General features: G+C 61.4%; 25 protein-coding genes. 13 read left to right on the top strand and 12 right to left on the bottom strand.

The features are described 5' to 3' along the window. From ACRCYW_RS19140 to parC, 10 genes are all read left to right on the top strand, one after another. On the top strand, nt 1-441 hold the full coding sequence (locus tag ACRCYW_RS19140) for a DUF1249 domain-containing protein (RefSeq protein WP_438551586.1): 441 nt from the start codon (nt 1-3) through the stop codon (nt 439-441). A gap of 26 nt (nt 442-467) precedes the next feature. Beyond that, on the top strand, nt 468-1,286 hold the full coding sequence (gene cpdA, locus ACRCYW_RS19135) for a 3',5'-cyclic-AMP phosphodiesterase (protein WP_438551585.1): 819 nt from the start codon (nt 468-470) through the stop codon (nt 1,284-1,286). Between the two features lie 9 nt (nt 1,287-1,295). After that, complete coding sequence (locus ACRCYW_RS19130) at nt 1,296-1,883, top strand: YqiA/YcfP family alpha/beta fold hydrolase (RefSeq protein WP_438551584.1); 588 nt, start codon at nt 1,296-1,298, stop codon at nt 1,881-1,883. Nucleotides 1,884-1,885: 2 nt separating this feature from the next. After that, the gene (locus ACRCYW_RS19125; RefSeq protein WP_438551583.1) at nt 1,886-2,509 is read left to right on the top strand and encodes an NUDIX hydrolase; all 624 of its coding nucleotides are present in this window, start codon (nt 1,886-1,888) and stop codon (nt 2,507-2,509) included. A gap of 32 nt (nt 2,510-2,541) precedes the next feature. Next, nucleotides 2,542-2,943, top strand: a complete 402-nt coding sequence (locus ACRCYW_RS19120) for a GFA family protein (RefSeq protein WP_438551582.1) — start codon at nt 2,542-2,544, stop codon at nt 2,941-2,943. Nucleotides 2,944-3,046: 103 nt separating this feature from the next. Continuing rightward, a complete protein-coding gene (locus tag ACRCYW_RS19115; protein WP_100858669.1) occupies nt 3,047-3,274 on the top strand; it encodes a DUF1656 domain-containing protein in 228 nt (75 codons plus the stop codon). After that, nucleotides 3,267-4,133 (top strand): efflux RND transporter periplasmic adaptor subunit, encoded by an 867-nt coding sequence (locus tag ACRCYW_RS19110; protein ID WP_438551581.1) that lies wholly within the window; start codon nt 3,267-3,269, stop codon nt 4,131-4,133. The genes ACRCYW_RS19115 and ACRCYW_RS19110 overlap by 8 nt, the downstream gene beginning before the upstream one ends. A gap of 1 nt (nt 4,134) precedes the next feature. After that, on the top strand, nt 4,135-6,147 hold the full coding sequence (locus ACRCYW_RS19105) for an FUSC family protein (protein WP_438551580.1): 2,013 nt from the start codon (nt 4,135-4,137) through the stop codon (nt 6,145-6,147). 116 nt (nt 6,148-6,263) lie between these two features. Then, on the top strand, nt 6,264-8,162 hold the full coding sequence (gene parE, locus ACRCYW_RS19100) for a DNA topoisomerase IV subunit B (RefSeq protein WP_438551579.1): 1,899 nt from the start codon (nt 6,264-6,266) through the stop codon (nt 8,160-8,162). An 84-nt stretch (nt 8,163-8,246) separates the two neighbouring features. Further along, nucleotides 8,247-10,541 (top strand): DNA topoisomerase IV subunit A, encoded by a 2,295-nt coding sequence (gene parC, locus ACRCYW_RS19095; RefSeq protein WP_438551578.1) that lies wholly within the window; start codon nt 8,247-8,249, stop codon nt 10,539-10,541. Between the two features lie 61 nt (nt 10,542-10,602). On the opposite strand, the gene ACRCYW_RS19090 is transcribed toward parC, so the two are convergent. Continuing rightward, on the bottom strand, nt 10,603-11,049 hold the full coding sequence (locus ACRCYW_RS19090) for a hypothetical protein (RefSeq protein WP_438551577.1): 447 nt from the start codon (nt 11,047-11,049) through the stop codon (nt 10,603-10,605). A gap of 162 nt (nt 11,050-11,211) precedes the next feature. Then, nucleotides 11,212-12,120 (bottom strand): LysR family transcriptional regulator, encoded by a 909-nt coding sequence (locus ACRCYW_RS19085; protein WP_438551576.1) that lies wholly within the window; start codon nt 12,118-12,120, stop codon nt 11,212-11,214. 87 nt (nt 12,121-12,207) lie between these two features. Between ACRCYW_RS19085 and ACRCYW_RS19080 the strand changes: the two genes are divergently transcribed. Next, nucleotides 12,208-13,452 carry an MFS transporter gene (locus tag ACRCYW_RS19080; RefSeq protein WP_438551575.1) on the top strand — a complete coding sequence of 415 codons (1,245 nt, stop codon included), beginning with the start codon at nt 12,208-12,210 and terminating at the stop codon, nt 13,450-13,452. Nucleotides 13,453-13,647: 195 nt separating this feature from the next. Here the strand turns inward: ACRCYW_RS19080 and ACRCYW_RS19075 are convergent, their stop codons facing one another. Together ACRCYW_RS19075 and ACRCYW_RS19070 are read right to left on the bottom strand one after the other, a co-directional pair. Continuing rightward, nucleotides 13,648-14,022 (bottom strand): hypothetical protein, encoded by a 375-nt coding sequence (locus ACRCYW_RS19075; protein WP_438551574.1) that lies wholly within the window; start codon nt 14,020-14,022, stop codon nt 13,648-13,650. Nucleotides 14,023-14,206: 184 nt separating this feature from the next. Then, a complete protein-coding gene (locus ACRCYW_RS19070; protein ID WP_438551771.1) occupies nt 14,207-14,458 on the bottom strand; it encodes a hypothetical protein in 252 nt (83 codons plus the stop codon). Between the two features lie 314 nt (nt 14,459-14,772). Between ACRCYW_RS19070 and ACRCYW_RS19065 the strand changes: the two genes are divergently transcribed. Continuing rightward, complete coding sequence (locus ACRCYW_RS19065) at nt 14,773-15,105, top strand: hypothetical protein (protein ID WP_438551573.1); 333 nt, start codon at nt 14,773-14,775, stop codon at nt 15,103-15,105. Between the two features lie 245 nt (nt 15,106-15,350). Here ACRCYW_RS19065 and ACRCYW_RS19060 read toward each other — a convergent pair whose 3' ends face one another. The 5 genes from ACRCYW_RS19060 to atcJ all read right to left on the bottom strand — a co-directional run bounded on the left by ACRCYW_RS19060 (nt 15,351) and on the right by atcJ (nt 19,854). Continuing rightward, entirely contained in the window at nt 15,351-16,841 is a 1,491-nt protein-coding gene (locus tag ACRCYW_RS19060; protein ID WP_438551572.1) for a peptide MFS transporter, read from the bottom strand. Nucleotides 16,842-17,340: 499 nt separating this feature from the next. Next, nucleotides 17,341-18,228, bottom strand: a complete 888-nt coding sequence (atcC, locus tag ACRCYW_RS19055) for a cold adaptation protein AtcC (protein ID WP_438551571.1) — start codon at nt 18,226-18,228, stop codon at nt 17,341-17,343. 11 nt (nt 18,229-18,239) lie between these two features. Continuing rightward, on the bottom strand, nt 18,240-19,007 hold the full coding sequence (gene atcB / locus ACRCYW_RS19050) for a cold adaptation protein AtcB (RefSeq protein WP_438551570.1): 768 nt from the start codon (nt 19,005-19,007) through the stop codon (nt 18,240-18,242). Between the two features lie 24 nt (nt 19,008-19,031). Next, nucleotides 19,032-19,562 (bottom strand): cold adaptation protein AtcA, encoded by a 531-nt coding sequence (gene atcA / locus ACRCYW_RS19045; RefSeq protein ID WP_438551569.1) that lies wholly within the window; start codon nt 19,560-19,562, stop codon nt 19,032-19,034. Between the two features lie 7 nt (nt 19,563-19,569). Further along, nucleotides 19,570-19,854 carry a cold adaptation protein ActJcold adaptation protein ActJ gene (atcJ, locus tag ACRCYW_RS19040; RefSeq protein ID WP_349919844.1) on the bottom strand — a complete coding sequence of 95 codons (285 nt, stop codon included), beginning with the start codon at nt 19,852-19,854 and terminating at the stop codon, nt 19,570-19,572. A 312-nt stretch (nt 19,855-20,166) separates the two neighbouring features. Between atcJ and ACRCYW_RS19035 the strand changes: the two genes are divergently transcribed. After that, nucleotides 20,167-20,577, top strand: a complete 411-nt coding sequence (locus ACRCYW_RS19035) for an EF-hand domain-containing protein (protein WP_438551568.1) — start codon at nt 20,167-20,169, stop codon at nt 20,575-20,577. A 114-nt stretch (nt 20,578-20,691) separates the two neighbouring features. On the opposite strand, the gene ACRCYW_RS19030 is transcribed toward ACRCYW_RS19035, so the two are convergent. From ACRCYW_RS19030 to ACRCYW_RS19020, 3 genes are read right to left on the bottom strand one after another with little or no spacing between them, the layout of a single operon-like run. Further along, nucleotides 20,692-21,216 (bottom strand): protein disulfide oxidoreductase, encoded by a 525-nt coding sequence (locus ACRCYW_RS19030; RefSeq protein WP_438551567.1) that lies wholly within the window; start codon nt 21,214-21,216, stop codon nt 20,692-20,694. A 3-nt stretch (nt 21,217-21,219) separates the two neighbouring features. Continuing rightward, entirely contained in the window at nt 21,220-21,957 is a 738-nt protein-coding gene (locus tag ACRCYW_RS19025; RefSeq protein WP_438551566.1) for a DsbA family protein, read from the bottom strand. A gap of 10 nt (nt 21,958-21,967) precedes the next feature. After that, a complete protein-coding gene (locus ACRCYW_RS19020; protein ID WP_438551565.1) occupies nt 21,968-24,016 on the bottom strand; it encodes a protein-disulfide reductase DsbD family protein in 2,049 nt (682 codons plus the stop codon). Between the last annotated feature and the right edge of the window lie 17 nt (nt 24,017-24,033).

Here is a 24,033-nt window from a genome sequence, read left to right as displayed (position 1 = left end):
ATGTCCGTACTCCTGGCCAAGCGCCATGTGCCCGACCTGATGTCCTTGCAGCGTACCTGCGAGGTGAACTACATGGCCCTGATGAAGCTGTTGCCGCCGGGGGGGACTGTGGGGGACGAGCGCCGCTATCAGGTGGGCAACGGCCTGCAGTTCAGGCTGACCGTCAGCGATGAGAGCCGCTTCACCAGCCAGGTGATCCTGAGTCAGCACAACCCCGAGTTGCCGAGCTACCTGCAGGCCCGAATAGAGATTCGTTTGTATCATGACGTGCGCATGGCGGAAGTGTGTGCCGCGCAACAGATTTCGATGTTGCAACCACGTTATGATTATCCCAATCAAAAAATGCACCACAGGGATGAAAAAGAGCAGGTAAATCTGTTTCTGGCCGACTGGCTAAAATTTTGTCTCAAGCATGGCACCAGCCTGATTAACATCCTCTAGTTGAACTCATAAAAAGAAGCGTGATTTTGGAAACAGAGCTACCTCAGGCGCCGGACGGAAACGTGCGTCTGTTACAGATTACCGATACCCATCTCTTCGCCAGCGCCGAAGGGCGGCTGCTGGCCGTGCGCACCGCCGAGAGTCTGGACGCCGTGCTGGCGCGGGTGCGGGACAATGCACATCCGTTTGACCTGGTGCTCGCGACCGGGGATCTCTCCCAGGATCACAGCCCCGAGTCCTATCAGCGCTTCGCCTCCATGATGGCCCCCCTTGGCCGCCCCATCTACTGGCTGCCCGGCAACCACGACGACGCCCCCCTGATGACCGAGTACCTGCATGCCGCCGGGATCAGCGAGGCCAAGCAGCTGGTGGGGGATCACTGGCAGATCATACTGCTCGACACCCAGGTGCGCGGCAAACCCCACGGCCTGCTCGGGGATCACCAGCTGGCAGCCCTGGACAGCGCATTGCGTCAGCATCCCGACCGCCACGCCCTCATCGCCCTGCACCATCAGGCGGTGCCCGTGGGCTGTGCCTGGCTGGATCAGCACAACCTCAAGAACGCCGACGAGCTGTTCGCCGTGCTGGCCCGCCACCCCCAGCAGAAGACCATCTTGTTTGGCCACGTCCACCAGGAGTTTGACGAGATGCGCCGCGGGGTGCGACTCATCGCCAGCCCCTCCACCTGCATCCAGTTCAAGCCCCTGTCAGACGGCTTCGCGCTGGACGAGTCCGGCCCGGGCTGGCGTTACCTGACCCTGTATCCGGATGGCCGGCTCGACAGCCAGGTCTGGCGCCTGCCCATGGGGCAGTTTGTGCCCGACCCCAATGCCACCGGTTACTGAGGGGGCGGCATGAAATCGGTCCTACTCTACCTGCACGGCTTCAACTCGTCGCCGGGATCCGCCAAGGCGCAGCAGATGGCGTCCTGGGTGGCGGCGCATAGACCCGATATAGAAGTCATCATCCCGGCCCAGCCCAATACCCCGGCGGCGGCCTGGGCCGCCATCGAGCGGCAGATTGAAACCCTCAAGGCTCGCCATGGTGACGGGCTGCGGCTCGGCGCCGTGGGCAGTTCCCTGGGGGGCTTTATGGCGACCAGAGTGAGCGAGCTCCATGGCTGCCGCGCGGCACTGATCAATCCGGCGGTGCGTCCCCATGAGCTGCTCTGCGACTACCTGGGCCCCCAGACCAACCCCTACACCGGCGAGCGCTACGAGCTGTTGCCCGCCCATATGGAGGAGTTGCGTGCGCTGGCGGTGAAGGTGAGCGCCCCCGAGCGGCTCTGGATCCTGCAGCAGCAGGAGGACGAGGTGCTCGACTATCGCAAGGCGCTGGAGGAGTACCGCTTCGCCCGCCTCTCCCTAGAGTGCGGCGGTGACCACGCCTTCGTCGGCTTCGAGCGCTATCCCGCGCAGATCATCCGCTTCCTCGGGCTCTAGCCGTGCAACCGCCGTTGGCCGCCTTCCTCGAACAGGTGCTGGCCACGGCCCAGGCCGGACTCACCTATTCCAAGGATCCCTTCGATATTGGCCGCTTCGAGGCGCTGCGAAATGCGGCTGCCTCGCTTATCGCCAGCCAGAGCGAGTTGGATCCCGAGGCCATCGCCCACTGGATTGCCCTGGATAGCGGCTACCCCACCCCCAAGCTGGATGTGCGTGCGCTGATCCTCGATGACGTGGGTAGGCTGCTGCTGGTGCAGGAGCGCAGCGATGGCTGCTGGACCCTGCCGGGGGGCTGGTGCGACATCGGCGACTCTCCCGCAGGGGCCGTGGTGCGGGAGGTGGAGGAGGAGACGGGCCTGGTCTGCCGCGCGGTGCGACTGCTAGCACTGTTCGACAAGCACAAGCATCCCCATCCCCCCCAGCTGCCCCATGCCCACAAGGCCTTCTTCCTGTGCGAGGCGACGGGGGGCGAGTTGCTCACCCAGACCGACGAGACCCGGGGCGCCGCCTACTTCTCCATCGATCAATTGCCTGAACTCTCCCGCCACCGGGTGGTGGAGAGCCAGCTGCGCACCCTGCATGAGCATGTGCTGCAAGGGCGAACGGAGACATTGTTCGACTGACGTCGTGTGATACCGACGGGCAAGGAGGCCAGATGATCAAGCGAATAGGCAGTACCCCCATTCTGGAGAAGCACAGGGCCAGCTGCCACTGCGGGGCCGTGGTGCTGGAACTCAGCCAGCCGGACGGCGTGGTGGATCCGCGCCGTTGCGATTGCTCCCTGTGCCGGCGGCGCGGAGCCATAGTCGCGTCCGTGCCGCTCGCCGGCATCCGCATCCTGCAGGGAGAGGCGGTGCTGCGCTGCTATCAGTTCAACACCCACACTGCGAAACACTACTTCTGCGGCGTCTGCGGCATCTACACCCATCACCAGCGCCGCTCCAACCCGGCCGAGTACGGCTACAACCTCGCCTGCCTCGAGGGAGTCAACCCGTTCGAACTCGGCGAGGTGCCCCTGCGAGACGGCATCAACCACCCGGCGGATCGTCTGGTCTGACCATAAAGGGGCTCATCTGCTTCTGTAGCACCCCGGGTGGCTGTGGTACCCTTGGCAGGCCCGCCATGGCGGGCTTTCCGGTCTTCCTCTGCCCATAGGGAGCATGCCATTGCCGACCGCTTCTGCTCTGCCCGATCTCATCCTTGGCGCCACGCTCTACTTCCCGCCCCTGTTCAAGGCGGTGCTGCTCGGCCTGCTGGGCTGGCTGCCGGTGCACCATCTGTTGCGGGACTGGCTCTACAGCGGGGATGTCTGGCACCCCCTGCTGATGGATCTCTCCCTCTTCATTCTCGCCGTCAGTGGCGCTTTCTGGATCCTGCTTCATGGCTAAATCACCCCTGGCTACCCTCAAATACTTCTCCACCCTGCTGGTGTGCGCCTTGGCGCTGGCGGCGGGCTGGTGGCTGTGGAACTACTACATGCAGGGGCCCTGGACCCGGGATGGCAAGGTGCGGGCCGAGCTGGTCAGCATCACCCCCGAGGTGTCGGGCAAGATAGTGGCCATCCCGGTGCGGGACAACCAGCTGGTGAAGGCGGGGGAGGTGCTGTTCAACCTGGATCCCGTGCCCTATCGCATCGCCCTGGACAACGCCAGTGCGGCGCTCGCCAAGGCCAAATCAGATCTGGACAAGGCGGAGCATGAGGCGAGCCGTCGCCAGCATCTCTCCCGCACCGTCATCTCCGCCGAGGCGGTGGACGAGGCGCGCCTCAACGCCCAGGCCATGAAGGCCGCCTATCAGGTGGCCGAGGCGAACCTGGAACAGGCCAAATGGTCGCTGACCAAGACGACGGTCAAGGCCTCGAGCGACGGCTACATCACCAACCTGCAGGCCCGGGTCGGCAACTACGCCAGCGCCGGCGTGCCCCTGGTGGCCCTGGTGGACATCCACTCCTTCTACGTGCAGGGCTACTTCGAGGAGACCAAGCTCGGCCACATCCAGGTGGGCAGACCCGCGACCATGGTGCTCTACAGCGGTGAACAGGTGCTGAAAGGGGAGGTGGAGAGCATAGGACGCGCCATTCACGATCAGAGCCTGGAGGGGGGTGACAGCCTGCTGCTGGACGTCAAGCCGAACGTGCCCTGGGTGCGGCTGGCCCAGCGGGTGCCGGTGCGGATCCGCCTGCTGGAGGCACCACCCGAGCTTGCGCTCATCGCGGGCACCACCTGCACCATCACCATAGGTCAATAAGATGGCTGCGGGGGCATCCCTCTGGCGGCGCACACCCTGGGGTCAGGCCAACGGGGGCCAGTGGCGCTATGCCCTGCGCAACAGCCTGGCCATGTGCCTGTCGCTCTGGCTGGCCTTCGTGCTGCAGCTGGACTCTCCCTACTGGGCCATGACCTCGGCCGCCGTGGTGAGCTTCCCCACCGTCGGCGGCGTCATCAGCAAGAGCCTGGGACGGGTGGTGGGCAGCTTCATCGGTGCCATGGCCGCCGTGATGCTGGCGGGTCTTGGCCTCGCAGACCCCTGGCTCTTTACTTTCCTCATCGCGCTCTGGCTCGGGCTCTGCACCTATGTCTCGAACCACTACCAGAACAACGTCTCCTATGCCTTCGCCCTGGCGGGTTACACCGCGGCCATCATCGCCTTCGCCTGCGTCAACGTGGACGATCCCCGCCACATCTTCGACATCGCCCAGGCGCGGGTGAGCGAGGTGATCACCGGCATCCTCTGCGGCGGCCTGATGATGATGATTTTGCCGAGCACCTCGGACGGGGAGACCCTGCTCGCCTCCCTGCACCGCAGCCAGGCCCGGCTGCTGGAACACGCGCGGCTGCTCTGGCTGGGGGAGGCGAGTGCCGACGTGCGCGCCGCCCACGAGGGGGTGATAGGCCAGATCCTCACCCTGAACCTGCTGCGCATCCAGGCGGTCTGGAGCCACCACAGGCTCAGGCGCCACAACAAGCTGCTCAACTTCCTGCTGCACCGTCAGCTGCGCATGGTCAGCCTGCTGTCGGGCCAGCGCCGCATGCTGCACAACCTGCCGGGGCAGGAGGCTCGGCTGCAACCCCTGCTCACCGAGGTGCTCAATGCCTTGAGCGATCCCGCTTGCGACAAGGTGCGCATCGCCCGCCTGCTGGCCCCCCTGGCTGTGGGCTCCGACGACTATCGGCTGCAGACCTTCTGGCGGCGGCTCAGGGCCTTCTGCTGGACCTATCTGGAGTGCCAGCGCTGGCTCAGCCGGCTGGCTCGCTACGAGGGGCAGGAGTGGCCAACCCCGCCGCGCCACAGCTCGCTCACCAGCCACACCGACAGCCTGGAGGCGGCCTACAACGGCCTTCGCACCTTCGCCAGCGTGGTGCTGGGCTGCGCCTTCTGGATCAACACCCAATGGGATTCGGGGGCAGCGGCGCTCACCATGCTCTCCATCTGCTGCGTGCTCTACTCGTCGGGGACGGCGCCCCTGAAGGGGATAGGCAACATGCAGAACGCCATCCTGCTGCTGAGCCTCGCCTGCTTCGCCATCAAGTTCGGCCTGATGATCCAGATCGATGACTTCTGGGTCTTCTGCGCCCTGCTGTTCCCGGCCCTGGTGACCATGCAGATGTTCAAGCTGCAGAGACCCGCCTCGGCGGCGCTCTGGGGCCAGCTCATAGTGCTATCTGGCTCCTTCCTCGCCATCACCAATCCGCCGAGCTACGACTATCAGGGCTTCGTCAACGACAGCATCGCCAAGGTGCTGGGGGTCATGGTGGCCGGGCTGGCGTTCCAGATCCTCAGACCCAGCTCGGACGGTCGCAAGAGCCGGCGCCTCATTCGCCGCCTGCGGCTCGACTTCATGGATCAGCTGGCCCCCCGTCCCCATCAGAGCGAGCCCGAGTTCGAGTCCAGGGTTTATCACCTCATCGGCCAGCTTGGCCAGGGGACGGATCAGAGCGCCCGGCTCTGGGGGCTGCGCTGGGGCGTGGTGCTGCTCAATTGCAGCCACATCGTCTGGCAGCTGCGCCAGTGGCGGGGCAAGGATCCGGCGCTCTACCTGGTGCGGGACGGCTGCATCCGCTCCCTCAAGGGGATACTGACCGCAGGCGGGGTGCAGCATGACTCTCTCGGTCGCACCTTGGCCGAGCTGGGACGGATCAGCCAGGGGTTGGCCGCCAACCCCGAGCCGGCGGCCCAGACCCTGGCGGGGCTGGTGTGGCGGCTGCAATGCTCGCTTTCCCAGCTGCAATTGGCGCTACCCGGTTCGACCGACGCCCGCTGATCCGGGTCTGGAGGGGCGGCTTGTCCCCTCTGGATCACCCTTTGCCACAGACGGGTTTGTCCAACGCCGTCCCAGCGAGTAAGATCCTCCCCAAACGTCAATTCGCAAGGCCCTCCATGTCTACTCAATACAATGCGGATGCCATTGAGGTCCTCAATGGCCTCGAGCCGGTGCGTCGCCGCCCCGGCATGTACACGGACACCACCCGGCCCAATCACCTCGGCCAGGAAGTCATAGATAACAGCGTCGATGAGGCGCTGGCGGGCCATGCCCGTACCCTGGAGGTGATCCTGCACGAGGATCAGTCCCTCGAGGTGATCGATGACGGTCGCGGCATGCCGGTCGATATCCACCCGGAGGAAGGGGTCTCGGGGGTCGAGCTCATCCTCTGCAAGCTGCACGCGGGGGGCAAGTTCTCAAACAAGAACTACCAGTTCTCCGGTGGTCTGCACGGGGTGGGCATCTCTGTGGTGAATGCGCTGTCCGATCGGGTCGAGGTGACGGTGCGCCGGGACGGTCAGATCTATGACATCGCCTTCGAGCGCGGCGACAAGGTGCAGGAGCTGACCATCACCGGCACCTGCGGGCGCCGCAATACGGGTACCCGGGTGCGCTTCTGGCCCCAGGCGAGCTACTTCGACTCGCCGCGCTTCTCGGTCTCCAAGCTCGAGCACCTGCTCAAGGCCAAGGCCGTGCTCTGCCCGGGCCTCACCATCAAGTTCCTGGACAAGAACACCGGCATCCGGCTTGAGTGGTGCTATGAGGATGGCCTCAAGGATTACCTCATCGATGCGGTCAAGCAGTTCACCTGCCTGCCGGAGCAGCCCTTCGTCGGCACCTTCAGCACAGAGCAATCGGCGGTGGACTGGGCCCTGTGCTGGCTGCCGGAGGGGGGCGAGTGCCTCGCCGAATCCTATGTGAACCTCATTCCTACCGCGCTCGGCGGCACCCACGTCAACGGCCTGCGCCAGGGTCTGCTGGACGCCATGCGCGAGTTCTGCGAGTTCCGCAACCTGCTGCCACGCGGGGTCAAGCTCACGCCGGAAGACATCTGGGATCGCTGCGCCTACATCCTCTCCATCAAGATGCAGGATCCCCAGTTCGCCGGTCAGACCAAGGAGCGGCTGTCGTCGCGCCAGAGCTCGGCCTTCGTGTCCGGGGTGGTGAAGGATGCCTTCAGCCTTTACTTAAACAGCAACACAGAGCTGGCGGAGCAGCTGGCCGAGCTCTGTATCTCCAGCGCCCAGCGCCGGATGCGCGCCGCCAAGACGGTGGTGCGCAAGAAGATAACGCAAGGCCCGGCCCTGCCCGGCAAGCTCACCGACTGTGGCTGCGCCGATCCCATGCAGGGGGAGCTGTTCCTGGTGGAGGGCGACTCCGCGGGCGGCAGTGCCAAGCAGGCTCGGGATCGCGAGTTTCAGGCCATCATGCCCCTTCGCGGCAAGATCCTGAACACCTGGGAGGTGGAGGCCGGTCAGGTGCTCGCCTCCCAGGAGGTGCACGACATCTCGGTGGCCATCGGCTTGGATCCGGACTCCGAGGATCTCTCCGGCCTGCGCTACGGCAAGGTGTGCATCCTCGCGGATGCGGACTCGGATGGTCTGCACATCGCCACCCTGTTGTGCGCTCTCTTTGTTAAGCATTTCAGAACCTTGGTCAAGCAGGGCCACGTCTATGTGGCCATGCCGCCGCTCTACCGGATCGACATCGGCAAGGAGGTGTTCTACGCCCTCGACGAGGACGAGAAGAACGGCGTGCTGCAGCGGGTCGAGGCCGAGAAGAAGAAGGGCAAGGTGATGGTGACCCGATTCAAGGGGCTGGGTGAGATGAACCCCAAGCAGCTGCGGGAAACCACCATGGATCCCAACACCCGTCGCCTGGTGCAGCTCACCATGGACGACGAAGGGGAGTCAGGGGACGAGACCCTGGCGCTGATGGACATGCTGCTGGCCAAGAAGCGCGCCTCCGATCGCCGCGAGTGGCTGGAAGAGAAGGGCAACCTGGCCATCATCTAAGCCGTCGACCGGCCCTGTCGGGGCCGGTAAGCATTTAGCCGGAGTCGCCAGCAGGCGGCTCCCGAACCGGAAGAGAACTATCACATGAGTGATGCTATCGAGCTCAGTCTGGACGGGGTAGAGCGTCAGCCGATGCGCACCTTTACCGAACAGGCTTACTTGAACTACTCCATGTACGTCATCATGGATCGGGCCTTGCCGCACATCGGCGATGGCCTCAAACCCGTGCAGCGGCGCATCATCTACGCCATGAGCGAGCTGGGGCTGTCCGCCCTCTCCAAGCACAAGAAGTCCGCCCGTACCGTGGGTGACGTGCTGGGTAAGTACCATCCCCACGGCGACAGCGCCTGCTACGAAGCCATGGTGCTGATGGCCCAGCCCTTCTCCTACCGCTACCCGCTGGTGGACGGTCAGGGCAACTGGGGGGCGCCGGACGATCCCAAGTCCTTCGCCGCCATGCGTTATACCGAGGCGCGACTGTCCCGCTTCTCCGAGCTGCTGCTCTCCGAGCTCGGCCAAGGGACTGTGGAGTGGACCCCGAACTTCGACGGCACCATGAAAGAACCCGTGGTGCTGCCGGCCCGTCTGCCGCACATCCTGCTCAACGGGGTGACCGGTATCGCGGTGGGCATGGCGACGGATATCCCGCCCCACAACGCGCGGGAAGTGGCTTATGCGTGCGCCGAGCTGCTGGACAACCCAAACACCGGTCTGGATGTGCTGATGCAGCATATTCAAGGGCCGGACTACCCGACCAACGCCGAGATCATCACCCCTCGCGACGACATCCGCAAAATCTACGAGACCGGCAAGGGCTCCATCAAGCAGCGGGCGGTCTGGAGCGAGGAGGATGGGGACATCGTCATCACGGCGCTGCCCCATCAGGCGTCTGGCGCCAAGATCATGGAGCAGATCGCCGCCCAGATGGTGGCCAAGAAGTTGCCCATGGTCACGGATCTGCGGGACGAATCGGACCATGAGAACCCGACCCGTCTGGTGATAGTGCCCCGCTCCAACCGGGTGGACGTGGAGGGGCTGATGGCCCACCTGTTCGCCACCACGGATCTGGAGAAGAACTATCGGGTCAACCTCAACATCCTGGGTCTGGACAACAGGCCCCAGGTGAAAGATCTCAAGATGATCCTCTCCGAGTGGATCAGCTTCCGCCGCGAGACGGTGCGCCGCCGCCTGCAGTTCCGCCTGGACAAGGTGCTGGCCCGCCTGCACATCTTGGAAGGCTTGCTGATCGCCTACCTCAACATCGACGAGGTGATCGAGATCATCCGCACCGAGGATGAGCCGGGCAAGGTGATGGTGGAGCGCTTCAACATCAGCGATACCCAGGCCGAGGCGATCCTCGAGCTCAAACTGCGCCACCTGGCCAAGCTCGAAGAGTTCAAGCTGCGTGCCGAGCAAGAAGAGCTGGCCGAGGAGCGCGACAAGCTGGAACTCATCCTGGGCTCCGAGCGTCGCCTCAACACCCTGCTCAAGAAAGAGCTGCTGGCGGATGCCGAGAAGTACGGCGACGAGCGCCGCACCCCGCTGGTGGAACGCGCCACCGCAGTGGCGCTCACCGAAAAAGAGCTGACCCCGAGCGAGCCGGTCACCGTCATCCTCTCTGACAAGGGTTGGGTTCGCGCAGCCAAGGGCCACGACGTGGATGTGGAGGGGCTCTCCTACAAGGCGGGAGACAGCTACCTCGCCCACGCCCCCGGTCGCAGCAACCAGCAGGCGGTGTTCCTCTCCACCCTGGGGCGTACCTACGCCCTGGAGGCCCATACCCTGCCCTCTGCCCGCAGTCAGGGTGAGCCGCTCACCGGCCGCTTCGCGCTCGGCGCAGGCGAGGAGGTGCGTCATCTGGTGATGGGCAACGAGGGTGAGCCTTACCTGATCTGCTCCGACGCCGGTTATGGGTTCGTCTGCAACTACGACGACCTCATCGGCAAGAACAAGAACGGCAAGGCGCTGCTGACCGTGCCGGAAGGGGGCCTGGTGATGGCGCCCCAGAAGATTGGCTCTCCTGAGACGGATCTGTGCATGGCCATCTCCAACGAGGGCCGCATGCTGCTGTTCCCCTTGAACACCTTGCCGGTGCTCGGCAAGGGCAAGGGCAACAAGCTCATCAGCATACCGTCCGCTCGCGTCAAGGCGCGGGAGGAGTTTGTGGTGATGGCCGCGGTGATCCCTCAGGGCCAGTCGGTGACCCTGTTCGCCGGCAAGCGCAAGCTGACCCTCAAGCCCTCCGATCTCGACTACTACCGCGGCGAGCGCGGCCGCCGCGGCGCCAAGCTGCCCCGCGGTCTGCAGCGAGTCGATCGCATCGAGATTGAAACCGTCGTTGGCGCCGAGCCGGTAGCCGGGGAAAGTCAGGAAGGGTGATTAATAGAGAAGGGCGCGAAAGCGCCCTTCTTATTTAAAGATATAAAAATATTTTTGATGCTTATTTAATGATTTTGTCGGCTGTATTTATAACTGATTGAATAGCTAGCATCCCGACCATGACATAACCAAGAAATATTATTAAAGTGATAAGAATACTTTCTGCTGCTATTAACTTATGGTTTTTAAATATGAACTTAAAATATTCCCTGTGGTATTTCGAACCTTTTATGTTATTGGATTTCAGGAGTTGGTGATAGTTTTTTAAACTTTTGTCATATGATGCAAAAAAATGCTCTTTAAATAACGTCATGCTAGCAAAGAATGCGATAAAGAAGGTGATTGCTAACCCACATGAAACTGTCAGCATAGTTGTTTTTTCAAATGTAGAGTTTAACTTGTCAGCCTTCATAAAAGTCAGTATAGATATACTCAAAACTACGGATTGAGAGGGTATGTTTCTCAAGAATGTTAGAAATGGCTCTCGTCCTGCTTTCAATATATGCATAATAATGTCTCCTATAAATATAACATTCATTATGAACAAGAAATTGTGATTGTATGTTTTATTTAATGGGCTTAATCAGGTGTTAGTTAACGATAAAGCTGAGCCCTCCTTTTTGATATCGTCAGCGCTAAATGTAACCTGTTGAATATCATCCGGTTTTAGTTACCTATAATTTGTGAGAATCTGCCGTATATAGTCAATAAATACGCGCGTTTTAGCCGGTAGATATTGACGGTTTGCATAAACAGCAAACAACTGCAATGGCGCGGCGGGTAACTCAAGTTCAATTTCGACCAAGCTGTCATCATCAATAAACTCCTGGCAAGATACCTTGGCTAGAATGGCAAACCCGACACCGGCGATCGCGGCTTTTAGCGCCAGTTCACCACTATTGACCCGGTAATGTTCATTGACCTGAACGGTGGAAAATTCAGCGTTGGGTAGGGTGAACTGCCAAGGCATTCCCCTCAGGGCGCTTACCGTGGTGATACAGGGAAGGTTTTGTAGCTGCGTCGTGTGGATGGGAAGCCCGCACCGCTGAATAAGAGCAGGGGAGCCAACAACGGTACAGGGAATGGTGGTCAGGTGGCTGGCGATATAATCGCTGTCATCCAGCTTTCCTCTGTGAATGATGACGGCTATATCCAGATCCTCTCTTAATGTCTCAAATCCTGACAGGTTGGTAATACAGCTGATCTTTATTTCGGGATGCTGACAGGCAAAGTCCGCTATCGCGGCACCGAGCAGCCTGGGGCCGGCTTCATTGGGAATGCACAGGCGCAGTGGCCCTTTTAGCTGAATCTGCTGTGATGTCAATTCAGCCTCGGTTTGCTCCAGTGATTCCAACAATGGTTTTACTCGGGTATAGAGCAGTTGGCCCGCTTGAGTGAGTTTCATGTGCCGAGTACTGCGTTCAATAAGCTGGAGTGACAGTCTCTCTTCCAGCTGAGCAATACTCCTGCTGATGTTGGAGGTAGGTATTTCAAGAGTTTTGGATGCACCGATAAAACTGCCTTGTTCAACCACGGCAATAAATATCCTTGATGAAGTAAAGTCCAGACCGGTGCGCATCTATTGTCCCTGATATGATAACAGTCTGTGCCATTCTAAAGGATAAAAATAGATGATGATAGTGGGTATGCTGTCTGCCTCTAAATATTGAGCATGAACACTATGACGTCAGAAAAAAACAAATTAGGTAAGACACCTCATTTTAATGGTACGGTAATGGATGTGGGTAGCGTCTGGCTGGCCGCCTTTATCCAATTGGTGAGTGCGCTGGATTTTATGATGATCATGCCGCTTGGGCCTGATTTATCTCGTGCGCTCGATATCAGCCCTACTTATATAGGATATTTGGGGGGAGGGTATGCACTGGCCGCCGCCTTATCATCTTTATTATGTGCCAGATATATTGACCGATTTGATAGAAAACACGTGGCATTGCTCTCATTGCTGGGTGTCACGCTATCCACCTGGGCCTGTACCTTGGCGTGGAATATGGAAAGTCTGTTCTTTGCCCGTTTGCTGGCAGGCATATTTTCCGGTCCGGCAACGTCGATAGCGATGGCGATCGTCGTGGATGCCACGCCAGTCCCACAACGTGGTCGGGCGATGGCGATAGTGATGGGATCTTTCTCATTGTCAGCTATTGCCGGTGTGCCCTTGGGATTGGAGCTGGCCATGTGGAAAGGGTGGAGCGCACCTTTTTATGTCGTTGGTGGTTTGGGGTTGTGCGTCAGCGTGGTGGTATCTATGAGGCTGCCTAATATGACTTCCCACTTGGGGCGAGACCAAAAGGCTTTTTCAATCACGGGTATGTTGAAACGAGCTGTGGTATGGAATGCTTTTATGGCAATCGGGTTGGCTATTTTTAGTACCTTCCTTATTGTCCCAAATATGGCAGCCTATTTTCAGTTTAATCTCGGTGTGCCTCGCAGCGATATGAGTCAGTACTATGTCATGGGTGGCGTTTTCAGCGTGCTCGCGATGCAGTTGGGTGGCTATTTGATGGACCGTGTTGGCGCAATGCGCATCACTATGTGGGTGGGGGGATTGATTATCGCCATTGTCTGGGATGGTTTCTTGGGGTCCCCCTTGTTGCCGACCATGATGATTTTTACCTTGTTTATGGTGGTGACGTCGACGCGGACGATCACTGCTGCTGCTGTTAATAGTCAGGTCGCGGAGCCCGGGGAACGAGCAGGGTTCATGTCATTGCAGAATGTCTTCCAACATATATTCAGTGGTTCGGCCGCCGTAGTTTCTTCGATGATGTTGACGGATGTCGATGGTCACCTTGGTAACATGGCTACCGTGGCCTGGCTGGCCATAGCGCTGACGTTTATTCAACCCGTCTTTCTCCATCAGCTGCTTAAACGTTTATGTGTGGTGACTGATTAACGTCATGTTTTATTAATAATGAGGAAGCAGGGCCGCAGGTTTGATTGGCGAGGCGTGAGCAGATGAGCGCGAAAGCCGGTTGCTGCAACATGGTTGGTGATTGCTTTTTGTCCCCTCTCCCCTTGGGAGAGGGCCAGGGTGAGGGGAGCTGGCCGGTTGGGTGTCGCAATCAGGCTGCATGACACCGCTGAACCATCAGTTATTGAAATTCCAGGCAATCGGCAGCTCAAAGTCGAAGACAAGCACATCCCCGTCGAGGCTAAAGGGAAGGCTGGTCTGATGCTGGTCGTATTCGTTGATAATTAGGCAGCTCTCGGCAAAGTTGGACTCGTAGTTGAGTTGGGCTACACCCCCAGCTTCATTGTCAGCGATCTCGATGCTGAGCACCCGCAGCGGGTTCTCCTGGCTCAAGTTAACCCGGGTATCTCCCACGTCCACCAGCCGCTCCAGCAGGGGGAAGAAGTCCTGCTTGTGGGTCTCGATGGCCCGGGTTATGGCCTGCTTGAGCTCACTCTGGCTGGCGAAGGGGCCGCCCAAGGGGTAGCGGGTCTGGATCCTTTCCTGAGTCATGGGGTGTCCTCCTGAATTGAGATGTGAGAATGGCTTGAGCCGCTTTGGAGGCCCTTGATACTGGACCCGAGATCGGCCTGTTTTATTGCAAACTATCGACTCTACCCTATCCCATCAGGGTATTCCTCGCCCTGATAGCTGAAACGATCTGTAAAATCACCATAAGGCAGCTGTTTATAAAACATCAGGCTGGGATGCGGCCATTGCGCACTAGGGCCCGGCGGATGTTCTTGCACAGTTTGCCGAAGCGGTAGAGCTCATCGAAGGTCGGCGGTATGCCGCGATTGATCTGATATTGCCAGTAGCAAAGATCCGTATCCACCAGCTCCATCAGCTTCTTGGGGCAGCCGATGCAGGTGTTGTCGGGGCCGCATTTGAAGGTGTCCGGCTGGTAGAGCGGGAATTCTTGTTTCACGGCGTCGATGATCTGCTGCATGGCGGTGATACGGTCGGGTTTTCTGCTCATGGCTGGCCCCTGCTGCCGGTGGAAAGGCGCCATTATAACCCTGACAAACTGCAGGCCTATGACGCTTAGGGGGTAGTGCCGTACCCACGGCGCCTGTGAGTTCCCTCTTTCTCTTTCCCCTACTTCCCAGCACTTTTCCACTTTTTATGTAAAGAGCGAGAAGGGGCCCAGATCCTGGCCAGATGGGAAAGCGCGAGCATGGCGGCTTCTCTCCGGCGCGGTTTTTGGGCATGATAAAAGCTCCAATCGAACCATTAATGGCGGTCTCAACCTCGGGAGATGCGATGAGAAGATATGCCCCCCTCTTGCTGTGCGGCTGGATCTGGTGCGCACAGGCCGCGTCGCCAGAGCCGGCAGCGCCGGTACAGGAAGGTACCCTGGCCAACCAGAAGCTGATCCAGGATGCCATGGTAGGGGTGGCGGCCTGGGTCGCCACCAAGGGTTGTCAGGCGCCGGAGCGCTTCGTGCCCGTGGTGCTGGAGCCCTCCAGGGGTGAGCCGGGCAGCCGCTACTGGCAGGAGCGTTGGACCGTGATTGGCTGCGGCGCCGAGTATCCCGTGGTCATCGATTTTCGCGAGACCGGGCTGGAAAGCGCCATGTGGACCATTGCTCGCTGAGTGCCAGCTGTGGGCTGCCACAGCCCTATAAGAAGGGCATGATCGTGTTCAGATTGACCTAGTTCGGCGACGCCGCCTGAATGGCAGGGTGCCATCTCATCCCACAGCGAGAGCACGGCAAGCGAGAGAGCGATAAACGAGAGGCCCCCGCAACCTGAGTTGCGGGGGTCTCTGCGCTATTTCAGCACTGTGTCTGCGTCATTGAGTGGTCACGCAGGGTCGTCGATGGCGACGCCAGCCCCTCGTCAGGCGGAGACGGGCACGGCCGAGGGGGTGAGCCTGGCGGCGATCAGCAGGCGCAGGCGAGGCACCAGCAGCAGCAGGATCAGGCCGCCCGCCAGGGAGCCCCAACCCAGCATATTGAACACGGCGCCGTATCCCGGGTTGGTGGCGATCGGGGTGCTGCCGCTGTTTTGCGGCATGGCGGCGGAGACATAGCCCGCCAGCACGGAGGCGACGCCGGTCACCATCATCCAGCAGCCCATCATCAGCCCCTGCAATCTGGCGGGGGCCAGCTTGCCTATCATGGCGTAGCCGATGGGGGAGATAAGCAGCTCCCCCAGGCTCTGCAGCACATAGCTGATGGCTATCCACTTGAAGGCGACCAGGCCGTCGGCCCCCGCGAGCTGGATGCCCACCGGCAGCACCAGCATCCCCAGCCCCATGCAGAACAGGGAGGCGGCAAACTGGGAGGGGATGTCGATGCGCCAGCCCTGCTCGCGCAGGCGCTTGAACAGCAAGGCCATCAGGGGGCCGCCGATGACGATGACCAGGGTGTTGATGTTCTGGATCCACTGGGGGGCCACTTGCCAGCCGAACACATTGAGGTTGATGTTGTGCTCGGAGAACAGCATCAGCCCCATGGGCGCCAGCTGATAGAGGGACCAGAAGATGAGGGAGCCGAGGGCCAGGATGAGGTAGGCCACCATGCGGCTGCGCTCGGCCGGATCCCGATGGCGCGCCGCCATCACGCAGAGCAGCACCAGCACCATGGCTCCCAGTAGCAGCACGAAGCTGCCGCTGAAGCTGGCGTGGGTCAGCAGCAGGCGCAGGGCCGGCACCAGCAGGGCCAGGATGGCGAGGCCGCCGAGCATGCGCAGGTAGAAGCCGCGCCCCTTGATGTGGCGCAGGGGGGTATTGATATCCGCCAGGATGGGCCAGAAGCAGAGGGTGGCTATGATGGCCAGCACGTTGCCCAGGGTGGCGAACAGGAACAGGGTGCGGTAGTCCTCGGTCAGCTGGAAGTAGCCCGCCACCGAGAAGCCGATGAAGAAGCCCAGGTTCATGCCGGCGTAGTTCCAGAGGAAGGCGCTCTCGCGGCGGTGATCGTCCGGGGCGAAGCGCTGGGTCAGCATCATGTTGAGGCAGGTGACGTTGAGGCCGCTGCCGGTGAGGAACATGGCGAGCCCCCAGTAGAGGCCATCGACCCCCATCTCGGCGATGAGGTAGCAGCCGATCACCTGCAACACCATGCCCATGACGAACAGGTTGCGGTTGCTGAGGTAGCGCCCGCCAAGGTAACCGCCAAACAGGTGCAGACCGTAGTTGAAGGCGCCGAAGATCCCCATCATGGCGTTGGCCTGGGATTCGCTGAAGCCGAGCCGCTTGGTGGCGTAGAGCACCAGGGTGGAATAGAGCACGGCAAAGCCCAAGGTGGCGAAGGTCTGGATAAAGAACAGGGCACCCGAGCCCGGGGGGACGCTGGCGTGATGAGAAGCTGGAATCGAAGCGCTCACGGTTTGTCTCCTGTGAGAGGGAAAGTCACAACTCATCCTGAGAGCGTACCGGTCTGTCGCCGGCCAGCCTGTCGCGCGTCCATGCGGGTTGCAAGGCTGGTCGGCCATTTAGCGACCAGCCCGGATAAATAGCCAGACCCTAAATTTAATCGCTTGCGATTAATTTATTTTTATTAACTTAATCTGACTATCTATTCTTCCGGTTGTTGCGTATTGGTAACGCTCAGGTAGGTGAGGATGGCGCCAGTTCGGCTCTATTGATGGCTGTTCGACACTCGTTGGCTCAAGACGACAAGGTCCCTGTCACCTTTGTCGTGTTATTGCCGTCAGGGATACAGGGAAAGGGGGAGTACGCTATCCGGGTGTTTTACTAGCCGGAGTGCATAACTATCCGAATATCACTGTCTGGATCATGGCGCCGCTTTGCCGTGGCCCTGGCGTGGATAACAGAACGCCCGGCGAACCGGGCGTTGGATAAGGGGGCAAACCACGGACGGGATCAGAAGTCGTGGTAGAGGGGCCAGCCGAGCAGTGGGTGCTTGAGACCGGCGCGCATCTCCATGTTGTCGAGCTTCTCCGGCGAGGCGTTCTCCTGCTGCAACTGCTGGTACTGGCGCACGAAGCTCAGGGTATGCAGCAGGTTGGGCACGAAGCCCGGGCTCAGCTCCTGGCGCAGGGCGGTCGCCATGTCGGCGGGCAGCTCGCCGAGCAGCTGTTCGAGCTGGACGGCGATATGATCCTTGTCCAGCCAGGCATCTTGCAGCACGACATCCCGTGCGAGGCGGCGCTTGAGATCCTGCTTCACCTTCAAACCGGCACCGCACAGGATGCGATAGAGCAGGGCCTCCGCCAGCTTGTCTTCCATGGTGGGGTGGTCGTTGTCATAGGCGAAGAAGTGGCTGTCCAGCAGACCCATCAGGCGGGTCTTGTTGTGCTCGGCCAGGGCCTTTTCATACTCCTGCCAGCCTTGCCACTCCTCCACGTCCGGCGGGCTCGAGATCTTGTCCAGCAGGCGTGCATCCACGTCCCCATAGAGGCTGTTTCCCGCCTGCTTGGGGCTGACGGTGATGAGCATGGACCAGCCCTTCTGGAACGGCTTGATGGGTCCCTCCGGCGCCTGCAACAGGGCCAGCGCCTTGGCGGCATCTCGCCCAGAGAGCTCCTGCAAGCCGAGGCTGACCACGCCGATGACGTCGTGGGCGGCCTGCTCCAGCAGGTGCATCTTGTACTTGTTGTAGTACTTGTCGGCGAATTTCAGGCTCATCAGCACCGCCTTGCCCTTGATGGCGGCAAGCTGTTGGGAGCTCAGGCGTTCGTTGTCGCGACCGAAGCGCAACACCTGGCTGAGGAAGGGGCCTTCGTTGGCCTCGCGAATGACGAGTTGCATGGGTCTCTACCTCAATCCAGGAAGCTGAACATGTCGTCGACGTCGCCGTACTCGTCTTCCTCGACCTTGTTCTTCTCCTTGGCCTGCATCACCAGCTCGGCGGCGAACTTGTTGATGATGCCATCCCAGGAGGAGTGCTCATTGCGCAGCAACGCCTTGATGGACTTCTCCACCTCGGGGGCCAGCTCGCGGATGAGCATCAACAGGCTTCTCGGGTCATCCAGGGAGTAGTCGTGGGTGCCCTCGGCCTGCTGGCGCTCGCTGTAGCGCAGGGACTCCTCGAGATCTTCCTCTTCGGCGTGCAGCACGTCGCCATAGCCTTCGTCCTCCTCGTAGCGATCGCCGCGATAGAACTCGATGAAGGGGATGGCTAGGTAGAAGAGACCGGCGGGATCCTCGGCCACGCATTCGAGGATCTCCCGTTGCTTGGCTTCGCTGTCCTGGGTGCGGATCAGGTAGTTGAGGAAGTCGAAGGTGTGTTGCTGTAGCTCGTCGGCGTTGTTCTTGATCGCCTCCTCCCAGTAGAGGGGCTGCTGGCAGACGATGTCACGGATCCGCTCCGGGGTCATCAGCTCGGAGATGATGGACGGGAAGGAGATGTCGTGCTGGCCGTTGATCTGGGTCAGGGTGACGATATCAATATTTTCAATGACTTCGGCCAACTGCTCGTCGGACATCGTCTTGGCGATCAGTTCGAACTTCTCGCTGGCCTGCTTCGGCTCGATCACCGCCAGCTCTTTGATCTCGATGGCGGTAATTTCTATCAGACTGTTGCTCATGCTCTTATCCACTGCTGGCCCCAATTAGAAACGTACTTCGTCGTACATGTCCTGATCGTCTTCCTCGCCGGATCCGCCATGGTAGTCGGCGTCGGCGTCTTCCCCGTCCTCGTCATCCTCGTCGCGCAGCTCATAGTCGTCATCGGCATGACGGCCACCGCGTGGCAGCGGGTTGTCCAGCAGATAGACCACGGCGCATGCCTCGATAAGCTGCTCCTCGCTCTGGGCCCGCACCGCCTTGACCAGGGGCAGGTCTGCGTTGTTGAACGCCACCGACACCTTGAACTCGTCCCAGGAGGGCTGGACGCCGCTTGCGAGCCACTTGGCCCACTCCAGCTTGGCCTTGGGGGGGAACTGCACCCGGCCATAGAGGGCCAGCGGCAGGTATTCGGGCATGAACTCCAGCATGCTGATGTCCGCCAGCAGCAGGGCCTTCATCTTGCCGGTGAACTGTTCCAGCGCCTTGGGCTGATCCTGATCCCGGTAGGATTCGATGTTTTCGCCGGCATCGCTTTGCAGCGCCTTGAGCCGCGCCTGGTCCCATTTTTTTTGCATATCAGCCTCAGGGGTAGAATTGGTCCCACATCTCCTGCATGGCAGCAGCGGGATCGGTCACGATGACGTTGTTGAAATCCTTGATAAAAGCGGCGCGCGCCTTGGGGTCGGAAAGCACCTCGTAGGCCTTCTTCACCTGATGCAGCCGGATGGCAGCCTGCTCTTTCTCTTCTTCACTCGCCCCGATCAGCTTGTCGGGGTGGAACTGGTTCGAGAGCCGTCGATAGGCTTTCTTGATGTCGTTTTCACTGGCGTTGGACTTGACGCCCAGCACCCGAAAGTAGTTGTTCATGGCAGATCCTGCATCACTGGCATCATCAGAGTCACAAGGCTGGCGCCGGATGGGGCTTGGGGAACCAGGCACGGTAAAAACTCGCCATTTTAACGGAAAGCCGTCACCACTGCCACGAGCGTGCGGCCCTCCTGCACGAAAAGTGATGACCAATGGGACTCGGCGGCGGGACTACACTGGCAGAAGGGATGGCGGTCGGAACTCTTTGGTCGCCCCGTTGCCCAACTGCGAGACCGGGTGCCTGGCCGGCGCTCGGTTTGAGTCTCATCATTCAGGGCCCGGCCTACCGGGTCAGCATAAGGAATCATCGCCATGTTCAAACCTTGCCTTCTGGCCCTCGCGCTCTTCAGCGGCTTTACCTTTGCCACCGATGCCTTGCCCTCCACCCCCATGATGGGGGACATCACCAAGGCCCAGTTCATGGAGCGAGCCGAGCAGCGCTTCGCCCTGCAGGACAAGAACGGGGACGGCGTGCTCTCCGTCGCCGAGAAGGAGGACTCCCTCGCCAAGATAGAGGGGGTGATGAAGCAGGCGGGCAAGCCGATGCCGGAGCGGATGGCGCAGCTCAAGCCGAGACGTGACACCACCAAGGCACAGTTTATGGCGCGCCAGGAGAAGATCTTCGAACGCCTCGACAAGAACGGGGACGGGGTGATTGGCGAGAGTGAGCGGGCCGAGATCAAGGCCAACCTAGAGAAGCGGGCCATGGAGGCCGCGCAATAGCTTGATGTGCCGCGAGCAACCCTAGCGGTCAGAGAAACACCCCCAGTCAGATAAAAAGAGCCCGGTCTTGTGACCGGGCTCTTGGCATTGCGGGGATATTGAGTCTGTGGGGCGCTACCAGCGCGCCCACAGCAGCCGCAGCTTGAGTCCCCAGCGGCTGCTCCAGCCCGTGGTGGTGCTTGTCAGCTTGCCATCCTTGATGATGAGGAAGGTCGGGGTGACGCCGACCTGCCACTTGGCTGCCAGATCGCCCTGCTCATCGTTGTGGGTGGGGAAACTCAACCCCTTCTTGCCCATCCCCAGTTGCAGCTGAGTGGCGTCGCCGGAGCGCAGCGCCACCGTCAGCACGTTCTCCCCCTCCTGCCACAGCTGCTCCACCGTCGGGCTGGTGAAGCGGCAGACGGCGCACCAGCTCGCCCAGTAGTAGACCAGCAGCGGCTTGTCCCGGCTCAGTTCGGCCAGGCTGGTCTGGGTACCATCTTGCAGGGTGAAGGGGGCCTCCATGGCCCCGTCCGGCAGGCTGGGGCCGCGCCAGAGATCCAGCAGGGTGGAGACGACCAGGGCCATCAGCAGCAGCCAGAGCGCCTCCTTGCCCCAGCGTCGCCAGCGCGGTGCCTTCGCAATCACATCTTCGGCCATGGCTTAGCTCCGCTTGGCCAGCTCGGTCTTGACCAGCTGCTCCAGCTGCTCATAGGGCAGGGCGCCCGGCACCAGCTGGTTGCCGATCAGGGTCGCCGGGGTGCCTTGTACGCCCAGGAGCGTACCGATGCGCAGGCTGTTGCGCAGCTCCTCGGTGGCCTTGGCATCGGGCTTGAGCGCCACGTTGCCGGTGGCGGCCAGCGCCTTGTTGATGTCCGCCTCGGTCAGCATGCCCTGCTTGCTCATCAGTTTGTCGTGCAGGGGGAGGAAGCGTGCCGGATCCTGCTGCCACAGGGTCAGGCTGTACTGGGCCGCCTTGGCGGAGGTCTGCCCCTTGAACGGCAGCAGCTTGATCACCAGCCCCAGATCGTTCGGGTAGGCCTTGAGCAGCCTGGTCACCTCGGGGTCGAACTGCTTGCAGTAGGGGCAGTTGTAGTCGGTGAACAGCACCAGGGTCAGCTTGGGATTCTTGGCGCCGAGGCGCGGGCTGGTGGCGCTGTTGAACAGCACGTCCTGGTTGCCCTTGATGAAGTTGCCGATCTGGGCCTCCTGGGAGGCGGCGTTCTGCTTCTCCCAGGATTCGGCCGCCTCGTCGAGGATCTTGGGGTTCTGTACCAGGGTCTCGCGGATGAGCTCCTTGATGCGGGCCTCCTGCTCCGGGGTGAAGGGGGCGGCGTGCAGGGCCGGGGCCAGCAGGCTGGCCGAGAGGGCGGCGATCAGGGTCAGGGTAGGCAGTTTCATGGCATTCTCCTTAGAAGTGGGAGGCGGGCTGGATGAGGCCGGCCTTGTTCAAGACGTTGAGCAGATCGCCCTTGTCCAGCAGCGGTGAGAGGGTTTCCCCCTCTGGCAGGCCGGGGCCGTAGATCTGGTTGAAGGGCACGGCGGCCGCCCCCCGCTTGCGCAGGAAGGCGGAGATGGTGTCGCTCGGCTTGCTCCAGTCTCCGCGCAGGGCCACCACGTCCGGGGCCGAGAGGGCGGTTTGCACCTCATCGCGCAGCAAAACGTTGTATTTGTTGGCCTTGCAGGTCACGCACCAGTCGGCGGTGACATCCACGAAGACTCGCTTTTTCTGGGCCAATGCCTGAGTGATAGCCTGCTCGGACAGGGGTTGCCAGGCCACCCGATCGCTACCCCCGGTCCCTTGTGCGGTGAAGGCGCCACCCAGCAGCAGGGCGCCGCCCACCAGGGCCGAGAGGGAGAGCGCCAGGGTGAAGCCGCGCACGCCATAACGCCAGACGATGCCCACCAACAGGGCCAGCAGCAGGGCCACCATCAGCCAGCCCGTGGTGATGGCGCCGAGGTGATTGGCGAGCAGGCTCAGCAGCCAGAGGCTGGATCCCAGCATCATCAGGCCGAGCAGCAGGCGCAGGTGTCCCATCCAGCGCCCCGGCTTCGGCAACCAGAGGGCGAGCCGTGGCAGGGCTGCCACCAGCAGCCAGGGCAGGCTCATACCGAGCCCCAGCGCCGTGAAGATGAGCCAGAGCTCCCCAAGCGGCGCCGCCAGGGCGAAGGCGACGGCGGTGCCGAGGAAGGGGGCCGAGCAGGGGGTCGCCAGCAGGGTGGCGAAGCTGCCTTGCAGGAAGTGCCCACCGAGGCCATTGCCGCCGCTGGTGGCGAGCCGGGTGCTGAGAGCGCTCGGCAGGCGGATCTCGAACAGGCCCAGCAGGTTGGCGCAAAACAGCGCCGTCACCAGCACCATGAAGCCGATGAAACCGGCGCTCTGGAACTGGATGCCCCAGCCGACGGCGCCCTGGGTGGCACGCAGCAGGCTGCTCATGGCCGCCAGCAGCCAGAAGGAGACCAAGATACCGGCACTGGCGGCGAGGAACTGCTTGCGCACCTCGGTCTGCTGTTGGTTTTGCTGTTGCAGCACCGAGCCGAGCTTGAGGGCCAGCACCGGCAGCACGCAGGGCATCAGGTTGAGGATGAGGCCGCCGAGCAGCGCCAGGCCCAGCAACCAGATCAGCGAGTTGCTCTGACTGGGCAGGGGGAGGGGGGCGCCTATAGAGGCCGAGCCCTGCCAGGCCTGTTCGCCACTGGTGAGCAGCAAGCCCAGGGTCTGGCCACGCAGATCCGGTGCATCCCCCTGCCAGCCATCGCTGGCTGGCACCCGGGCTATCAGGGTATGGCCACGCACCTCCAGCTCGGGCTTGCCGAATTCGGCTCCCTCCAGGGCATCGATAAAGAGGGCCGGGGACTGCCAGGCCTCGGACCCCGGGGCCAGCTCAGCCATCAGTTGCAGCTGGTTGCGCCCATAACCGACCCGCACTCTGGTATCGGCAGGCAGGGGCTGGGGTAGGGCGCTCATGGCCTTGGCCCAGGCGAAGTCGAAACCCGCCGGCGCCGACTTGTCCGCATCCAGGACGAAGGGGTAATCGGTCAGGATGCAGACGTTGCTGCAGGTGGAGAGGCGCAGCGTGCCCCTGAGCGGCTCATCGGCCGGATGGCGCAGGCTGAGGGGGAAGCTGACGCTCTGCTGGTAACCCTGGGTGCTGAGCCCCGCCACCTCGAAGTGGCGTGGGGTGGGCCAGTGCCACTGGAAGTTCGTGACCGGCCCATCCCACAGGATCTGGGGCGCTATGCCCCCTTCACCCGGGCTGTGCCAGTAGGTCTTCCAGCCCGACTCCAGGGCTATGTCGAGCAGGATGCGGCTCTGCGCTGGGTCGCTGCGATCGGCTTGCAGCCTGACCTTGGCGTGATCGTTCTGGGGGCTGGTGAGCCAGCCCGTGTCGCTGGCCAACCCTGAGGATTGCCACAGCAAGCAGCCCAATAACAGGGTTGCCTTGAAGAAATTTGACATCGATAGTCTCTCGCAAA

The sequence above is a fragment of the Aeromonas sp. genome (assembly GCF_051657805.1).
Lineage (GTDB): Bacteria > Pseudomonadota > Gammaproteobacteria > Enterobacterales > Aeromonadaceae > Aeromonas.
This window is presented reverse-complemented; position numbering and strand designations above follow the sequence as displayed.

Coding starts and splice junctions, on each gene's coding strand:
- atcA (WP_438551569.1), bottom strand. CDS start 19,562: ATGCAAAAAAAATGGGACCAGGCGCGGCTCAAGGCGCTGCAAAGCGAT.
- ACRCYW_RS19115 (WP_100858669.1), top strand. CDS start 3,047: ATGCCATTGCCGACCGCTTCTGCTCTGCCCGATCTCATCCTTGGCGCC.
- ACRCYW_RS19075 (WP_438551574.1), bottom strand. CDS start 14,022: ATGACTCAGGAAAGGATCCAGACCCGCTACCCCTTGGGCGGCCCCTTC.
- ACRCYW_RS19020 (WP_438551565.1), bottom strand. CDS start 24,016: ATGTCAAATTTCTTCAAGGCAACCCTGTTATTGGGCTGCTTGCTGTGG.
- atcC (WP_438551571.1), bottom strand. CDS start 18,228: ATGCAACTCGTCATTCGCGAGGCCAACGAAGGCCCCTTCCTCAGCCAG.
- ACRCYW_RS19105 (WP_438551580.1), top strand. CDS start 4,135: ATGGCTGCGGGGGCATCCCTCTGGCGGCGCACACCCTGGGGTCAGGCC.
- ACRCYW_RS19090 (WP_438551577.1), bottom strand. CDS start 11,049: ATGCATATATTGAAAGCAGGACGAGAGCCATTTCTAACATTCTTGAGA.
- parC (WP_438551578.1), top strand. CDS start 8,247: ATGAGTGATGCTATCGAGCTCAGTCTGGACGGGGTAGAGCGTCAGCCG.
- atcB (WP_438551570.1), bottom strand. CDS start 19,007: ATGAGCAACAGTCTGATAGAAATTACCGCCATCGAGATCAAAGAGCTG.
- atcJ (WP_349919844.1), bottom strand. CDS start 19,854: ATGAACAACTACTTTCGGGTGCTGGGCGTCAAGTCCAACGCCAGTGAA.
- ACRCYW_RS19120 (WP_438551582.1), top strand. CDS start 2,542: ATGATCAAGCGAATAGGCAGTACCCCCATTCTGGAGAAGCACAGGGCC.
- parE (WP_438551579.1), top strand. CDS start 6,264: ATGTCTACTCAATACAATGCGGATGCCATTGAGGTCCTCAATGGCCTC.
- ACRCYW_RS19085 (WP_438551576.1), bottom strand. CDS start 12,120: ATGCGCACCGGTCTGGACTTTACTTCATCAAGGATATTTATTGCCGTG.
- ACRCYW_RS19065 (WP_438551573.1), top strand. CDS start 14,773: ATGAGAAGATATGCCCCCCTCTTGCTGTGCGGCTGGATCTGGTGCGCA.
- ACRCYW_RS19070 (WP_438551771.1), bottom strand. CDS start 14,458: ATGCAGCAGATCATCGACGCCGTGAAACAAGAATTCCCGCTCTACCAG.
- ACRCYW_RS19035 (WP_438551568.1), top strand. CDS start 20,167: ATGTTCAAACCTTGCCTTCTGGCCCTCGCGCTCTTCAGCGGCTTTACC.
- ACRCYW_RS19030 (WP_438551567.1), bottom strand. CDS start 21,216: ATGGCCGAAGATGTGATTGCGAAGGCACCGCGCTGGCGACGCTGGGGC.
- ACRCYW_RS19130 (WP_438551584.1), top strand. CDS start 1,296: ATGAAATCGGTCCTACTCTACCTGCACGGCTTCAACTCGTCGCCGGGA.
- ACRCYW_RS19140 (WP_438551586.1), top strand. CDS start 1: ATGTCCGTACTCCTGGCCAAGCGCCATGTGCCCGACCTGATGTCCTTG.
- ACRCYW_RS19025 (WP_438551566.1), bottom strand. CDS start 21,957: ATGAAACTGCCTACCCTGACCCTGATCGCCGCCCTCTCGGCCAGCCTG.
- ACRCYW_RS19110 (WP_438551581.1), top strand. CDS start 3,267: ATGGCTAAATCACCCCTGGCTACCCTCAAATACTTCTCCACCCTGCTG.